Raw genomic sequence first — 15,924 nt, forward strand, 5'->3', positions numbered from 1 at the left:
ACGCTTTCAAATCAAGTAAATCTAATTGAATTTGAAACAGTTATTGTTTTAAATTTGTAGTCTCAGTTTAGGTTCTTTAAGTGGGCCACGGCAATAGCAAAGGTGATTTAAATCACCTTTAAGGGCAAAAAATCCTATTCGCTATTGGTGTAGTATTAATAAGCGGTACTAACGCTAGCAGCTCGTTAGCTTTAATTGGTCACCCAGAGAGTTTCATTTAGCGCTGAAGTCGCTACTTAGGTAACCACAATCTGACACACAACCCTTTATCATCGCGGTTTTGTAAACTAATGTGCCCATCATGTGCCTCTACAATCTCACGGCATAGCGGCAAACCAAGCCCTGTTCCCGATTGTTTAGTTGAGTAAAAGGGCAACAACGCTTGTCTAAGGACTTCAGCAGGCATGCCTGAACCTTGATCGTTAACTTCAATGTAAACGCCCTCTGTACCATCCGACAAACTGGAATCGACAATCGATAAGCTGATGCTGTCAGCTGCAGCGCCGGATTCATGGGCATTTTTTAACAGGTTCAGTAACACCTGCTCCATCTGTATCAAGTCGAACTCAACCCTAGAGCTTGGCAACTCATTTTCAAGGAAGAATCGATAATGTTGCTGCAGTTGTTCAGTTAATTTATGCCAATCGACCAGACTCTTTTTGGGCACCGGTAGCTTGGCGAAACGCGCGTAATCAAAGATAAACTGGCTAAGGTGACTGGTTCTATCTTCGATAGTATCAAAAATGAGTTTAAGCTTAGGATCATCAAGATCTTTGGTGATCATTCGCCCGGAGTTGACCATAGAAGCAATAGGCGCCACTGAATTGTTCAGCTCGTGGCTAATAATGCGGATCACCTTTTTCCACACTGCCACTTCTTGGCGATTGAGCTCGCGCGTCATCTGTTTGAGTAAAATAAGGTGGTGAAATTGACCGTTTAACAGGAATTGCCCCCGGGAAAGGTGCCATGTTTCAGGCTCTCCATCGCCGTTTGAATCACTGTCCTTGGCACTTAACGAGAACAAACCATCTTTAGGGTTTGCAAGTGCAGCGCTTAACTCATCAGCAACCTGTGCAATAAGTTCGTTAAGCTCAATACCTTCAATTCTAAGCCCTTGGTTAAAAAGGTGCCTTGCAGCATCGTTAGCGTAAATAACCCGCTGCTCATCATCTAGCAGCAACATGACGTTTGGTGAGCTTTGAATCACCTTATCGAGCAGCAGTTCACGTTGATAAATATACTGACGCTCTTTCCTCAATGCTTCGGCTGACTCATTAAACAATACTGCTAATGCTTGTAGCTGTTTATCGCCGCCGACGGGCAAACTCACGCTAAAGTCATTATCTTTAAAATTGAGCAAGCCAACTTCAAGTGCCATTAAACTGGTGGCTAAATGACGAGTTAATAAGTAACTTACTGTAATAGCAATGCAAATAGATAGGCCAAAAATGATAAGCAGCAGCAAACTAAATTGTTTAACAATCGTTTGTGAAACTGCTGGCTCCGCAAACCATAATAATAAACTCAGCGATAACATTAGCCCCACCGCAGTTGCCAGAGCGCTGCCAATAATCAATTTAGTGCGCAGAGAAATACCACTCATGCGGCTACTGGGTTTATTTTTCAATGCCATATTTTTCCATGCGTCGATAGAGTGCTTGTCTGCTCAAACCCAGTGATTTTGCGACTCGTGCGATCACCCCTTTATGGCTATCTAACGCTGCTTGAATATTGGCTTTCTCATCAGTCGATGAGTTAACAGCTTGATAATTTGTCTCCACCTGCGCGGCTTGGGGCTTGGGGCTTGCTTGATTGAAACTAACCTGTTCAACCGTTTGTGAACTAGCTGCAACGTCTAACTCAATCAGGCCAAAATCATCAGCATTTAAATGATGACTGTCGGCTAGAATCACTGCACGTTTACAGGCGTTTTCAAGCTCACGTACATTACCCGGCCAATGATGTGCCTCTAGTGTTTGCTGTGTATGTTTACTCAATGAGAATTCAGCGCCGACAAAGTGATTGACCAGCGGGATAACATCATCTTTTCGCTCACTAAGCGCCGGCAGCGCCAGTTCAATCACATTGAGCCGATAAAACAGATCTTCTCGAAAGCGGCCAACTTGGATTTCATGAATCAGATCAGCATTGGTTGCACTAACAACCCTAACATTTACTTGACGAGTTTGATGACTCCCAAGACGCTCAAACTCACCAGTTTGCAGCACCCGCAGTAACTTAACTTGACCAGATAATGGCAGGTTGCCAATTTCGTCTAAAAATAGCGTACCGCCATCTGCGGCCTCAAAGCGACCAATACGCGTTTTGGTCGCGCCAGTAAAAGCTCCCGCTTCTGCGCCAAATAACTCAGCCTCTAATAACTCCATTGGCAACGCGCCAATATTGACCTTAATAAATGGCTTATGTTTTAGGTTGGAGTTGGCGTGAATGATATCAGCCAGCTTATCTTTACCAGCACCATTAGGGCCGGTCACCAGCACAGACACATCACTGCGGGCAATTTGCAATGCTAAATCCACACAACGCTGCATGGCGCCACTGTTAAATACAATGCCACAGAGGTCAGCACCTTTTATCGCTGCCATTCGCTGGTTATCGACTCGTGCAAGTTTTGCGTTGGCTTTGGTTAAGGTGTGTAGTGAGATCAAATTACCGATACTGGTGAGTAGCTTGGCATCATCCCAAGGCTTGCCCATGTAATCGGCTGCACCCTCTTTAACCAACTCAACAGCCACTTCAAGTTGAGTCCAAGCCGTTAACAATATAATCGGTAGCTGTGGCTGCAACGCTCTTAAAGCATAGAACAGCGATACGCCCTCCTCGCCCGAGGTGGTATCTTGGGTAAAATTCATATCTTGTACAACAAGTGCAATATCATGCAGCTGCACTAACTCTGCTGCCACTTCCGGTGACAAGCAGGTCAGTGTTTGATAGCCATGTAATTCCAGCATCAGCGATAAAGCACTGCATACTGCTTGGTTATCATCAACGATGAGAATCGTTTCCATAGTTTCTTTTTTATAATCTGTGTATAAGGCTTGCCTAAAACTAACGCAAAGCGAAACAGAGATAAAGCGATTAACTTTTCAATCAATAGTTCATCTTAGATCACTTAAACAATCGAAACGGCTTGAAGATGACAATCAAGCCGTTATTCATCGTAAATTAGCGATAGATATTAGACACTTCGTGTGGCTATTGCAGGAGAGATTTTTGCCGCTTTACGAGCCGGAAAAATCACCGCCACGGTTGTGAGTACTAAAAGGCCTGCTACTGTAACAATCGGGTAGATAAGTTCGAGCTTTGGTAAACTATAAAGCGACATCAACTGCTGCCCGAGTTGCACGGCAATCAAGCCACCTAAACCGCCACCAATAAGACATATCAAGTAGTTTTCAACTAAGAAAAAACTCACAATATCGCGCTTTTTAGCCCCTAATGCTCGTCTCGTGCCTATCTGTTTAGTGCGGCGCTCAATATTAAACATCACCATTCCAGCAAGACCTAACGAGGTGATCAGCAGCAATAACACCACCATCAACGACAGTACTGACGCCATCAACTCGTGGTTACGATAAACACTGGTGCGGTGTTCAGTGATGGTAGTAAAGTCAGTAACTACGCGGTTAGGGTGCTCTTTGTGCAGCGCTGCTGGTATCGCCTCTTTTAGCCCTGCGATTGCAGCTTCATCTGCCCTCACCAAGATTCGATTAAAAGCATAATTGAGCTCGACATTTAATATCACACTGCGATTTAAGTTATCATTATCAACCCAAGCACCTTGTAAACGCTCCACCACACCGATGATTTTCATCGGTTGGTCACCAATGTTACCGCGGTACATGACCTGTCCAACCGCAGGTTCATCGCCAAAAGTTTCTTTAGCAAATTCAGCAGATACTATCGCTAGGCTAGCCAGTTCAGGGCCACCTGTATGCACTTCATCGGGATAAAAGTTACGTCCTTCGATAAGGTTTAGACCTAAGGTCGAGATAAACTGCTCATCGCTATAGTAGATAGCCGAATTAGGGCTGTCTTTTCGATCCTCTTCGCTAGTGCCATGTGCAAAGTTTGATGACCAGCCACCACCGCTTAAGGGAGTCATACTGGTTGAAACCGCAGCTTTAACCCCATCGAGCTGACGAATAATGTCGAGGTCGCGTAGGTTTTGAGTCTCAGGCACGATGCTTTCGTCAAAATTGTAGACGCTAAAGTCAAACACCTCTGATTCGACAATCCCCGATTCACGGCTAATTAAGCCAATACGTTCGCTAATAATAAAACTTGCGTTAGCCACTATGGCAACTGACAGAATAATCTGAATTAACAGCAATAACGGGCCGCTTTTATTGCGCATCAGCATGCTGATAATAGGTTTAATCTGAAACATGATAAATTCCTTTTCTCTACTGGCTCTTCAGGTAAATACTTGGGTTAGTACTGCAAATGCGCCAAGCTGGGTAAATCCCTGCAATAATGGCTGCAGAGACCGCAATCACAGGCGCGATTAACCACATGCTTTGGTCTAGCTGAGCCAATGACTCGGTTAAGTCAAACTTCGACGCTAATAACGACAACGCAGCCCACGCCCAAGCTAAGCCCAACACTCCACCACAAAAACCGATTAACCCCACCTCGACTAGATGCTGAGAGAATATCTGCATTCTGCTCGCGCCAATGGCACGCCTAACACCCACTTCCGGTGCTCGTTTCAAAAACTTAGCCAATAACAAGCCGAGCATATTCACCAAACACACCACCAAGAACAACACACTCAAACCCACCAGTACTTTATTGTCTTCAGGAACCACATTGTTAAACACCATCCAGGTCGCAACATCAGAGACTTCACCTCTAGCTTCAGCATGCTTAAATCGGCCTAACTGCTGCTGTTGATCAACATAGTTGCCCAACCACTGTTTATATTCGCGCTGCATCGCCGGCGTACTGAGCTCTGTCCAGAACTGTACCCAGTGCATCTCAGAGTTGAGGCGATCGGTATAATTTCTAATGTTCTCGTGACGCCAGCTATTGTTATTACCCCAGCTATTAAACTCTTCAATTGGTGCTAATGAAAAAGGCACAAAAATCTGCTCAGAGTCATTAAAAGCGCCATTGTTAGCGTCATAATATTTAGGGCTTGGATTCCAATTTTTTATCACCCCGACCACTTGATATGGCTTGCGATTGAGTATGAGTGTTTTACCGACACTATTGCCGCCACCGAAGACTTTGTTGTTTATATCTTCGTTGATAACCACCTTATAACCACCGTCACGATCAACCTGCTCACTCCAAGGGTTACCATATAAAAATGGCACATCAAAGAGGGCGAAAAAATCACTATCCGCTACACGAACCCCTTCAAGAATAGGCGAGAAATTAACATCATCAGTTTGCACTGCAAGACCGGTGCGAAACATCGCAGTTTGTCTAACTGGTACTTCACTTTTTCGCAGGTTCATCGCATCTTGATAAGTGATCTGTTCATTAATATTTTGCCAAGTATCTGGATCTTGACTCATCAATTGCACAGCAAATAGCTGTGATGAACGCTCACCAGCGGGGTTAACAGAGGCCATCTTGTAAATATTCAGCGTGGTAATGGTGATCCCAATTCCAATGGAGATTGCCAGTACCATCAACAGCGACAGAAATGGCGTTTTCTTAATGCTGCGCCATGCAAGATCTAAGTAGTAAAAGAACATAGTTATTTTCTCCTACTGTTATGCAACTGATGAAGCAACAGTAACAACTTCTGCCGCCGCTACGTCTGCTACCGATTGCCCTTGTGCCACGCTACCTTGCTCGCCTTGGTACATGGTGAAATCACAGACTTGACCGTCGACAATTTGAATATTACGCTGCGCTCGACGGGCAAGCTCGGCGTCATGGGTCACCATGATAATGGTGGTACCAGCCTTATTTATGTCTTCTAACAACTCCATTACTTGGCGCGCCATCAAGCTGTCCAAATTACCGGTTGGCTCATCTGCTAATAAGAAACGTGGTTCACCCGCCAGCGCTCTAGCAATCGCCACGCGCTGCTGTTGTCCACCTGAAAGTTGTGTCGGAAGGTGCTTCATTCTTGCCGCTAGCCCGACCTGCTCTAATGCGCGCTCTACACGTATTTTGCGCTCTTTGGCATTAAAACCGCGATAACGCAGTGGCACTTCAACATTTTCAGCTAAATTGAGATCAGGTATTAAATTGAACCCTTGAAAAATAAAGCCAATTTTTTCATTTCGAATTGCAGCGCTCTTGTTATCACTTAAATTGGAAATATTGACGCCATCGAGAAAAAAGTCGCCATGAGTAAAGCCTTCAAGTAAGCCTGCGATGTTCAAAAATGTCGTTTTACCTGAACCAGACGGGCCTGTTACCGCGACGAATTCGCCCTCTTCGACATTCAGATTAAAATCACGTAATGCGTGAGTTTCGACTAAATCCGTTTTAAATACCTTGCTGATATTCTTCATTGATAACATGGTGATTATTCCTTTAATTATATGGAGTTACTTAACCTTCGTGGCGAAACAGAGGTTACTTAAGCAATTGTTCAGCTAAACTATTTATTATTGTCAGCGCTATCTGTTGGATATTGTCACTCGTATCAAGCGCAACATCTGAAATACTAGGCAGGTTCAATGTCGCGTCATTGGTCAGCTCAATCAAATCAAGACCAATAAACATCCACTCTCCTGCGCTATCAGTTGAAACTTGGACTGCTACCACTAACATAAACAATGCTAGAGCTGTCACTAGCTGTGGGCTTTTAAATTTATTCATTTGACTCTCCGTTACTGATGCTTTGACGGTTAGCGTACAAGGACTTGATCAGCTTTCTTGAAAGGATCGATGCTCGAGGTCACCCAGACATCGCCAACCTGACCACCTTGAATCACTTCAATGTGACTCATACTGCGAGCGCCGAGTTGGATAGCGGTTTGAGTGGCAATATCTCCGTCCATGACATACACCTCTTGGCCGCCGCCACTAGTCACAAATGCACCGCGTTTTACCATCAACACATTGGGGCGATGCTCAAGCAATACTCTGGCTGATAAACGTTGATTCTGGCGTAGATGCAAGCTCTCATTTTGCTCAAAACGCACTCTTGCGGTCACTTCACGGTTACGTACTTCAGGCGAGATAGATGAAAGCTCGCCCATCAAGGTGATAGCGCCAAAACTCAACTCAACAGCCATACCCAAACCCAATTCGTCTGCGTAAGATTCAGGCACTGCCAGTTCAGCTTCAAAGGCACTTAAATCAACCACGGTTAAAATGGGCTGGCTCTGGCCAATACGCGCTTTTTGCTCAGTTAACCAATTACCGATAATGCCACCCACTGGAGCAATGATATTCAACGCTGCAACCTGACGTTCAAGCTCCTTAACCACTAGCGCTTGACGGTCAACCTCTAACGCTGTGTTTTTAAGCTCAAAGGTTAAGGTGTCTTTCATCAGCAATGCTTCTTCTCCTGCATGAGCAAACAGTAACTTAGCTTTGTGTAGGTCATCTTTACTCTTTTCAAAATCGATTTTACTAATCAACTTTGACTTAATCAGTTGGTCACCACGACGGCTTTCGCGATCCGCCGCTTCTAAATCGACTTTAGCCATATCCAAGGTTTGCTGGGCTTTTAGCTGTTGTCTGCGGGCATCAAGGCGGGCACGTTCAAGTGAGCTTTTCATTCCCTCAAGCACAGCCTCTTGCTGCTTTAGGCTGTTAGTCAGTTTATGGCTTTCTATAGTGGCAACAACATCACCGAGTTCAACACGGTCGCCAGGCTTAGCAATCAGCGTCACACTGCCCTGTTCAGGGCTATAAAGCACTGGCGCGTTGGCAGCGACAATCTTACCTGTAGTGGGAATATCACGAATGAGCGTACCGCGCTCTAATGTGGCAAAGCGCAGCTCAGAACGTTTAATTGAAGTCGTAACGGAATCGCTACCTATGCTTGACCAAACGAGGCCTGAAACCAATAGCGCCGCAATACCCAATATCAAAGGGCGTTTAACCTTGCTCACTTTGCTTGGTTGCTTAATGGTGTCTTGTGCGCTGGTGTCCTGAATCATCTGCTATCCCTACTGTGTCCGCTGACTATAAAACCTGTTCCAATGGTTTTATTAATGCAATCAGCGTGCCAACAATACAAAAACCTTTAATAACAATAGCTAAGATATATTTTATGATAATCGGCAGTTAAAAGTGTCCGCTGCCACTCGTTAAAAGTGTCCGCTCATCAATTTAATTGTCCGATATGGGGAAAGTGTCCGTGTCCGTACGCTAGCTTTAAAAGCCGCGACAACAATGATTAATAACAACACTTATAGCGCAAATCACCACCAAGCTATTAACAACGATATTTCACTATCAACACGATATTAAACGATCAGCTTTAACGATATTTCGTGGTTAGTCGATCTTGCTCTTGTTTATTCTCGTTTAAACACATGTTTTTCCTCATTGGCACGTTAGCTGCTCGTCAAGGGTATTGGGATTAACCAATGATGATCAGCTTATAAAAATAAAACTAGGGGAAACAAAATGAATAAGAAACTGATGGCGCTTTTAATACCGTCGATTTTAATGGCTAGCTCCGCTCAAGCGGTAGAGCTGTATAATGACCAAACTAACAGCGTCAACATGATTGGTTGGTTAGGTTTTGCAGCCATTAATGATACCCACGACACTGCTGTTGTAGACAACTTCTCACGAATAGGCTTTCGATTTGACCGGAAAGAAAAAAATGGCTGGCGTAGCTTTGCCCATACAGAGTGGGGCATTAATATGGTCACCAGTGATGACTCATTAAGCTACACTGGAGGCCAGCTCGGCGCAGAAAAGAGTTCAGACTTTCTATTCAACCGTTTAGGTTATGTTGGTCTTGCAAACGAAAAATGGGGTAGCCTGACCTTTGGCAAGCAATGGGGTGCTTACTACGATGTAGCCTACACAACTGACGTACTAAATGTGTACACCGGCTACTCGGTTGGCGCGTATACATTTGGCGATGGAGGTTTAACGGGGGCTGGTCGTGCTGACTCTGCATTTATTTACCGCAACTCATTTGGTAATTTGAGCTTTGCTTTACAGTATGCCGCCAAGCAAAATGGTGATGTGGCGCTGTATGATAAAGATGGGATTGCCGTTAACGATGGCTCTCATATCAGCTTTGATACAAGTTATGGGGCAAGTCTAACTTACCACTTTACTGACAAATTTAAAGTATTAGCAGGGATAAATCGCGGCGACTTTAAAGGAGAGCTTGCTGGCGAAAGCGTTGATGACACCAATGAAATCATTGGTGTTGGAGCACAATATGGTTCATTTTATCAGTACGCACCAAACCGTGAAGCTGATGGTTTTTACATGGGTTTGAATGCTCATAAAAGTAAACAGAATGAGTTGGTTGCAGGTGAATTGTATGATTCAACCGGTGGCGAGTTTTTAGTTGCTTATCAGTATGAAAATGGCTTTGTTCCTAGCTTCTTATTGTCATATCAAGACTTAGATACCGATTCATCGACCACTATTCAAGGTGACTGGACTCGCCAATTTGCCGTACTTGGCATGCACTATCGATATAGCAATGACACAATAATGTTTGTTGAAGCTAAGCTAGATTTCAGTGATATGGATGATAAAAGCTTTGAAAAGCTTCAGGACAATAGCTACGCCGTTGGTATTCGCTATTTCTTCTAAATCACTCTAGCCATCACCAAGTTAGTGCGTGCAGGACAACCGTTAACTTGCCGAGTATTGCTTATTTGCTCCCGCTTATAGCAATAATATAAAAGCACCTCCGAGGAGGTGCTTTTATTATTTAGCGCAACAATTTACCTGACTAGCTTTAACACAGACCAAGTTTTTTCATCTTACTCTTAAGCGTATTAGGATTAATATCCAGTAATTCTGCCGCTCCGCCAGGACCATAGAGTTTCCCCCCTGTAATACGCATTGCATGGCTGATGTATTTACTAATCATCACCTCTAGCGGCACTAATTTGTCACTTGCATGACTTGGGTCAACCACAATAGTCAACCCAGGTTGAGTAACGACCTCTTCAGCCGATTGTACTTGTAATAAATCAAAGTTCAATGGTCCTTGTGGCTGTTGAATAATAGCTCGTTCAAGTACGTTAATTAGTTCCCGCACATTGCCGGGCCAACCGTAATTATTCAACAAAGCCAACTGTTCAGGCATAACCCTCGGAAGCTGTTCTAGGTTAAATTTAGCCGCTAACTTTTCTATAAAGTACTGTACTAATGCCGGAATATCACTGCGTCGTTGACGTAATGCAGGGATCTCGATTGGGAATACTGCTAAACGATACCAGAGATCTTCACGGAAGGTCTTTTCATGCACCATAGCCTGAAGGTTTCGATGTGTTGCAGCAATAACTCGAATATTAAGTTGCACACTATCATAACCACCAACACGAGTAATCGAGCTATTTTGTAGCACGCGTAATAAGCGTACTTGCGCAGAAAGCGGTAATTCGCCAATTTCATCCAGAAATATAGTGCCGCCATTTGCCTGTTCAAAGTATCCAGCCTTGCGTCTTTCAGCCCCCGTGAAGGCGCCTTTTTCATAACCAAAAAGCTCTGAGTCTATTAAGCTTTCAGGTATCGCACCACAATTAACTTTAATAAAAGGCTTACCAGCACTATTTGATTTAGCATGAATCGCATTGGCGATAACTTCTTTACCGCAACCAGTCTCACCTTGCATTAACACGCTAGTGTTCAGTGCAGCAATGGCATCAACTTGTACCATAACCTTTTTCAAACCACCTTCAGCCCCAACAACGCCGTCAGGAGCGAAAAGACCACGCTTAAGATTATCATTCTCTTGGCTTAGAGCCTGATTAGCTCGAAGTAAATTACGCCCACGCAAATTGAATGCGGTAATCAACGAAAATGTATCTTTGTGAGGTTCAATCAAGTCCGCATGGAGCGGTTTAAACACTCCAGGTTGTTTAGCGTAAAACCCCACCACTCCGAGATGGGTATCACTGCTTACCATTCGCAGCAAAATGACAGAACCAATATCGGGAATGACTTGAGGAGCAACAAAACCAGTAACTTTATCTAGATTGATATCATTGATAATACGTATCACAGGGCGATCATTTTGTTGCAGAACTAACTCCATCTCTGAAGAAAGTTTTACCTGCTTATCAAGCGCCATAGCCTGGCTTTGATTAACATGTGATAAGAACTGTATATCCCCATGAGCAGGGCGATAAATATTGAGAAATATACCGTCAATTGGCAAATGCTGTTTGACATAATCATAGTAACTTTTTAGGGCACTTTCTAGCGATAAACTACTGCACAAACACTGAGTAGCCTGATAGTAAAATTGTTTCTTCATTGATATATCGAGGTAGCCACGAAGTTTCGTGATAGTAAATCATTATATTTCGTGATTCTGTGTCCCTGCTCATAAATCACCTTATATCCCCCTACTTTGAGGTAATTGGCACAGTCACTGCAACTTTATCAGCATGATATCTAAGGCTAGTCGCCAAGATACATAATTAGAAGAATACATATAGGGAAGCGCAGAATGAATGAAAATAAATTGGCAAGTCCCGGGCGGCGCCAACTACTAAAGGGTAGCGCAGCAATGGCAGTTGCCAGTATAGGCTGTGTAGCATTATCGGCTAATGCTAATAATTGCACGCAGCAGAGCGAAGCTCGGTTTGATGAAATTGTTGACGTCATCGTTGTTGGTAGTGGTTTTGCCGGTATGTCTGCAGCAATTCAAGCTAAAGAAGCTGGAGCTAGTGTAATGATCGTTGAGAAAATGCCTGTTTTTGGTGGCAACTCGACAATTAATGGCGGTGCAATGGCGGTTGCAGGCTCACCGTTACAAAAAAAAGAGGGCATTGAAGACTCTGTAGAAACTATGGTTACAGATATGCTGGAATCAGGCAGAGACATGAATGATGTCGAAATGCTAAAACTGGTATGTAACGGCACCGCAGAATCCTGTGAATGGTTAACCAATTATGGCGTGCAATGGAAACCGTTTGTGCAACACTTTGGTGGCCACTCTCTTCCTCGCGTACTACAAACAGTCCAAAGCTCAGGTGCAGGTATTATCCGACCATTAATCAAAGCAGCTAACAAGCATGGTATTGACATGCGAAATCAAACCAAGCTCGAAGGTTTTGTAAAAGATGAAGGAGGTCGCGTGATCGGCATCGAAGTTCGCCAAGGCTATTATTTCCCGAAAGCTCGAACTGGTAAGATGGCGAAGATTGGCGCACGCAAAGGTGTGATCATGGCGACCGGAGGCTTTGGCCGAGATATCGAATATCGCCAAATGCAACAACCAAAACTAACCAGTGAATTAGATTCAACTAACCATGCTGGAGCTACTTCAGAGGCGCTAAAGCAGATGATGCTCTTAGGCGCGAATCCAATTCATTTGGATCAAATTCAATTAGGCCCATGGGCATCGCCTGATGAAAAAGGCTTTGGTACAGCATCACAGTTCAACACCATAGCAACCTATCCTAAAGGTATTGTGGTCGATGTTCGCACCGGCGAGCGTTTCTTCAATGAGCTTGCTGACCGCAAAGCGCGTGCTGATGCCATTATGACCCGCAGAGATGACCGAGGTAACCCTGTATATCCTATTGGTTTTACCAACGCTTTAGGAGCCAAAGATGCACAAACTCTCGATTGGGGACTTAAGTACAAGGTCATTCAAAAAGCCGACACACTTGAAGAGCTAGCCAACCTCTACAAAATGCCCGCCGAAGCATTAAAAGCCCAAGTAGAGCGCTGGAATGAGTCCGTAGCACAAGGCAAAGATGTCGATTTTGGTCGACCAATGCAAAAAGCAATGCAACTAGAAAATGGTCCTTGGTACGCAGTTAGAATGTGGCCAAAAGTCCATTACTGCATGGGTGGCGTTAAGGTTAACACCGCCTCAGAAGTACTGCACTTAGTGAGCAACAAACCTATAGCAGGCCTTTTTGCTGCAGGAGAAGCGACTGGTGGGATCCATGGTGCAAGCCGTCTCGGAGCATGTGCCGTTGCAGAGGGTGTAGTTACAGGACGAAATGCCGGACAACACTGCGCTCAATCTAAAGCCGTGAACTTACAGCAAGTCTAACTAATTCAATAAAGTTGAGCGCGTTGCGCCAGCTGATAAATATGATGGAAATTATGAAGATGAAAACTATAACTAATATTGCCTTAACTACTTTAGCATTCGCACTTACAGCAAGCCAAGCGCTTGCCGCAAACTCTGTCGTTCTTGACGGAAAACATTTTACCCAGCAACAAGCTTGGGATATTGCCGATGGTGCAGAAGTAAAAATTGCCGCGCAATCAGCGACTGCTCTAGTAAAAGCACATGAGCTGTTAATGGAAGCTGCACGCCTTGGTAAACCTGTGTATGGCTTAACTGTAGGTGTAGGCTTAAATAAAGACCACAAATTATTTGCTGCTAACGGTGAGCTAAGCCCTGAAGTGATGAAAGCATCGAAGTCATTTAACTATAGCACTCTGCGTGCTCATAGTGCTGGTGTTGGGGAGCCTATGCCTGTTCGCTTAACTCGCGTAGCATTGGCGGTTCGCTTAAACACTATTTTATCTGGCCATACAGGGGTTCAACCTTACGTTGCCGAACTATACAAAGCTTACTTAAATAATGGTATTACACCGATAATTCCATCTAAAGGCACCGTTGGTGAAGCAGATATCCTATTATCATCACACGTTGGTCTGGCTATGATTGGTGAGTGGGATGTGATCTACAAAGGCGAGCCCATGAGCAGTACGGAAGCGATGAAAAAAGCAGGAATTGCGCCACTTGATCCAGTCGGTAAAGATGCACTATCTATTTTGTCTAATAACTCTGTTGCTGTCACATACGCAATGCAGGGCTATCGCAATGCCAAGCACCTACTAGAAGTATCACCAACCGTGTTTAGCTTAAGCCTTGAAGGATTGAACGGTAACGTTTCACCTTTCCTACCTCAGACAAACGATATTCGTCCATTCCCATATCTAAAAGAAGCGACAGCTAATGTAAGAGATAGCTTATCAGGTAGCTATTTATGGGATGCCAATAGCGAACGTCCGCTACAAGATCCACTAAGCTATCGTACTACTGCATATACCTTTTCCGGCGCTTATAAAGCATTGGCGGACTTGGGCCAAATGATTGATATCCAGATCAACCACTCAGATGATAACCCTGGTGTAATTGTTGGTGCAGGTAAAGATTATGGTAATAATTCACAAGTGTCTAAGTACTTAGTTGAAGGTAAAGGTGGGGTATTCCCAACGACTAATTTTGAACCATTACCGGTTGCACTTGCGGTTCAACAGTTAAGTATTGCTTTGACCCATGTATCACATAACAGTGCTATGCGAACAATTCACCTATCAGATGATCACTTTACTCATCTACCTCGTTTCTTAAGCGCGCCTGGTAACAACGGCCATGCCTTTGGAGCCATCCAAAAGACTTTCGTTGATATGCAAGTTCGAAATAAGGCACTAGCGAACCCAGTATCGTTCGACGGTATTTCGATTGCTGGTAACATTGAAGACACCTTCACGAACCTAAAGTTAGCTTCTGATAATCTGATTGAAATCGTTAATAACACTAATGTTATGTATGGGCTTGAACTGATGCACTCAACTCAAGCTATTGACCTTCGTAAGCTTGCTAACAGTAAGCTAAAGCAAGGCAATGCAACTAATACCATGTATAAAGCATTCCGTAAGCAAGTACCTTTTGTAGAAATTGACCGCCCGTTCACACCAGATATTAAGGCATCAACTGCATTTATAGCAGCCTACTAAGCCGCTTAATCACAGGCAATCGACAGGTAAACGAGCCTATCGCTTACCTGTCGATTCTCCCAACATTAAGCGCATGCTACCTATCAATCAGAAACACTCGATAACACTAATGAGTAACTAATACTCGAGTAAAAATAGGAATGACGATGTTAAGAATACTGACAGCAATCTGCACGATAATGCTGCTCGCTAGCCCTGCAGCAAATGCAATGAAGATAAAGGACTACCATAAAGAGATAATGATCGGTGAAAACGGGAAAGTTGATTGTAGTTTCTGTCACGGCGAAGTTAAGCGGAAAAAAATTCCAAATACGAGTGCTTGCCAGACTTGTCACGGCACACCAGGGGATATTGCGGAACTAACTAAGCGTCCAGTAGATGCGGGCCATGATGTAGAGCCTAATCCCCATGACAGTCTACATTACGGTACAGATCTACCTTGTACTTACTGTCATCAAGAGCATAAAGAGAGCAAAGTATATTGTAATCAATGCCACGAGTTTGAATACCCAGACATGAAACGATAACTATATCGTCATATTTAGCTTGCCCCCAAGACGGATGAGAACTGCACAAAATGTTGCTGTGATACCTTCAATCAAGAAGTTATGCACTCTCTTCTCCGTCTGTACAACTCCATTACTCAGCAAACATTTATTTCTCTTCTAAAAAGCTTGGCAAAACACAGTAAAGCTAGCGATGATAGCAATGAACCAAGATACACTTCTTAGGGTGCCTTTATCTTTTAAATAAAGGATCTGATATGCCACTCGAGCGGCAACATGCACGACCGCAGCAACCTCTACCACCATGTTGACATTATTCGTTGCCATCACAGTAAGTGCAGCGATACCGAAAATAAGCAGCGATTCAAATGCATTTTGGTGGCCAGCTACCGCTCTTGCACCATAACCTGTCAACTTTGATTGCTGTTCGCGCGGATGACTGTTGTCGTAGCCTCCAAGTTTTGCCATAGCAATAGCAACGGGGCCTTTAGCGAGATAAGGCAACAACATGGCAATCAATAAACAGATAAGTAAAGTGGTCATTCAATTTCCT

The 15,924-nt window shown here is 44.0% G+C and carries 13 protein-coding genes; 4 read left to right on the top strand and 9 right to left on the bottom strand.

All coding sequences use genetic code 11. The features are described from left to right. Positions 1–232 precede the first annotated feature (232 nt). The 7 genes from K5R16_RS03055 to K5R16_RS03085 form a co-directional block, all read right to left on the bottom strand. Positions 233–1,633, bottom strand: coding sequence for a PAS domain-containing sensor histidine kinase (locus K5R16_RS03055; protein WP_259649754.1), 1,401 nt, complete (start codon positions 1,631–1,633; stop codon positions 233–235). After that, a complete protein-coding gene (locus tag K5R16_RS03060) occupies positions 1,617–3,029 on the bottom strand; it encodes a sigma-54 dependent transcriptional regulator (RefSeq protein WP_220736074.1) in 1,413 nt (470 codons plus the stop codon). The genes K5R16_RS03055 and K5R16_RS03060 overlap by 17 nt, the downstream gene beginning before the upstream one ends. Before the next feature lie 170 nt (positions 3,030–3,199). Further along, positions 3,200–4,411 (bottom strand): ABC transporter permease, encoded by a 1,212-nt coding sequence (locus tag K5R16_RS03065; RefSeq protein ID WP_220736075.1) that lies wholly within the window; start codon positions 4,409–4,411, stop codon positions 3,200–3,202. 16 nt (positions 4,412–4,427) lie between these two features. Further along, positions 4,428–5,729 carry an ABC transporter permease gene (locus tag K5R16_RS03070; RefSeq protein ID WP_220736076.1) on the bottom strand — a complete coding sequence of 434 codons (1,302 nt, stop codon included), beginning with the start codon at positions 5,727–5,729 and terminating at the stop codon, positions 4,428–4,430. Positions 5,730–5,747: 18 nt separating this feature from the next. Then, positions 5,748–6,509, bottom strand: a complete 762-nt coding sequence (locus K5R16_RS03075) for an ABC transporter ATP-binding protein (protein ID WP_220736077.1) — start codon at positions 6,507–6,509, stop codon at positions 5,748–5,750. A 55-nt stretch (positions 6,510–6,564) separates the two neighbouring features. Next, on the bottom strand, positions 6,565–6,810 hold the full coding sequence (locus K5R16_RS03080; protein WP_220736078.1) for a hypothetical protein: 246 nt from the start codon (positions 6,808–6,810) through the stop codon (positions 6,565–6,567). Positions 6,811–6,839: 29 nt separating this feature from the next. Beyond that, positions 6,840–8,102 (bottom strand): efflux RND transporter periplasmic adaptor subunit, encoded by a 1,263-nt coding sequence (locus tag K5R16_RS03085; RefSeq protein ID WP_220736079.1) that lies wholly within the window; start codon positions 8,100–8,102, stop codon positions 6,840–6,842. A gap of 472 nt (positions 8,103–8,574) precedes the next feature. Between K5R16_RS03085 and K5R16_RS03090 the strand changes: the two genes are divergently transcribed. After that, positions 8,575–9,732: a porin gene (locus K5R16_RS03090; RefSeq protein ID WP_220736080.1), complete on the top strand. Its 1,158-nt coding sequence runs from the start codon at positions 8,575–8,577 to the stop codon at positions 9,730–9,732. A 148-nt stretch (positions 9,733–9,880) separates the two neighbouring features. Here the strand turns inward: K5R16_RS03090 and K5R16_RS03095 are convergent, their stop codons facing one another. Next, entirely contained in the window at positions 9,881–11,407 is a 1,527-nt protein-coding gene (locus tag K5R16_RS03095; protein ID WP_220736081.1) for a sigma-54 dependent transcriptional regulator, read from the bottom strand. Positions 11,408–11,602: 195 nt separating this feature from the next. On the opposite strand from K5R16_RS03095, the gene K5R16_RS03100 reads away from it, so the two are divergent. The 3 genes from K5R16_RS03100 (at position 11,603) to K5R16_RS03110 (ending at position 15,392) form a co-directional block, all read left to right on the top strand. Then, the gene (locus K5R16_RS03100; RefSeq protein WP_220736082.1) at positions 11,603–13,162 is read left to right on the top strand and encodes a flavocytochrome c; all 1,560 of its coding nucleotides are present in this window, start codon (positions 11,603–11,605) and stop codon (positions 13,160–13,162) included. Positions 13,163–13,215: 53 nt separating this feature from the next. After that, positions 13,216–14,865 (top strand): histidine ammonia-lyase, encoded by a 1,650-nt coding sequence (hutH, locus tag K5R16_RS03105; protein ID WP_220736083.1) that lies wholly within the window; start codon positions 13,216–13,218, stop codon positions 14,863–14,865. A gap of 146 nt (positions 14,866–15,011) precedes the next feature. Beyond that, positions 15,012–15,392 carry a cytochrome c3 family protein gene (locus K5R16_RS03110; RefSeq protein ID WP_220736084.1) on the top strand — a complete coding sequence of 127 codons (381 nt, stop codon included), beginning with the start codon at positions 15,012–15,014 and terminating at the stop codon, positions 15,390–15,392. Positions 15,393–15,530: 138 nt separating this feature from the next. Here K5R16_RS03110 and K5R16_RS03115 read toward each other — a convergent pair whose 3' ends face one another. Further along, on the bottom strand, positions 15,531–15,914 hold the full coding sequence (locus K5R16_RS03115; protein WP_220736085.1) for an MAPEG family protein: 384 nt from the start codon (positions 15,912–15,914) through the stop codon (positions 15,531–15,533). Positions 15,915–15,924: the final 10 nt, after the last annotated feature.

The sequence above is a fragment of the Shewanella sp. c952 genome, assembly GCF_019654975.1.
GTDB lineage: Bacteria > Pseudomonadota > Gammaproteobacteria > Enterobacterales > Shewanellaceae > Shewanella.

Bases quoted from the DNA above. Each gene is read 5' to 3' on its own strand.
- K5R16_RS03110 (WP_220736084.1), top strand. From the start codon at position 15,012: ATGTTAAGAATACTGACAGCAATCTGCACGATAATGCTGCTCGCTAGC.
- K5R16_RS03095 (WP_220736081.1), bottom strand. From the start codon at position 11,407: ATGAAGAAACAATTTTACTATCAGGCTACTCAGTGTTTGTGCAGTAGT.
- K5R16_RS03070 (WP_220736076.1), bottom strand. From the start codon at position 5,729: ATGTTCTTTTACTACTTAGATCTTGCATGGCGCAGCATTAAGAAAACG.
- K5R16_RS03080 (WP_220736078.1), bottom strand. From the start codon at position 6,810: ATGAATAAATTTAAAAGCCCACAGCTAGTGACAGCTCTAGCATTGTTT.
- K5R16_RS03100 (WP_220736082.1), top strand. From the start codon at position 11,603: ATGAATGAAAATAAATTGGCAAGTCCCGGGCGGCGCCAACTACTAAAG.
- K5R16_RS03115 (WP_220736085.1), bottom strand. From the start codon at position 15,914: ATGACCACTTTACTTATCTGTTTATTGATTGCCATGTTGTTGCCTTAT.
- K5R16_RS03085 (WP_220736079.1), bottom strand. From the start codon at position 8,102: ATGATTCAGGACACCAGCGCACAAGACACCATTAAGCAACCAAGCAAA.
- K5R16_RS03065 (WP_220736075.1), bottom strand. From the start codon at position 4,411: ATGTTTCAGATTAAACCTATTATCAGCATGCTGATGCGCAATAAAAGC.
- K5R16_RS03075 (WP_220736077.1), bottom strand. From the start codon at position 6,509: ATGTTATCAATGAAGAATATCAGCAAGGTATTTAAAACGGATTTAGTC.
- hutH (WP_220736083.1), top strand. From the start codon at position 13,216: ATGAAGATGAAAACTATAACTAATATTGCCTTAACTACTTTAGCATTC.
- K5R16_RS03060 (WP_220736074.1), bottom strand. From the start codon at position 3,029: ATGGAAACGATTCTCATCGTTGATGATAACCAAGCAGTATGCAGTGCT.
- K5R16_RS03090 (WP_220736080.1), top strand. From the start codon at position 8,575: ATGAATAAGAAACTGATGGCGCTTTTAATACCGTCGATTTTAATGGCT.
- K5R16_RS03055 (WP_259649754.1), bottom strand. From the start codon at position 1,633: ATGGCATTGAAAAATAAACCCAGTAGCCGCATGAGTGGTATTTCTCTG.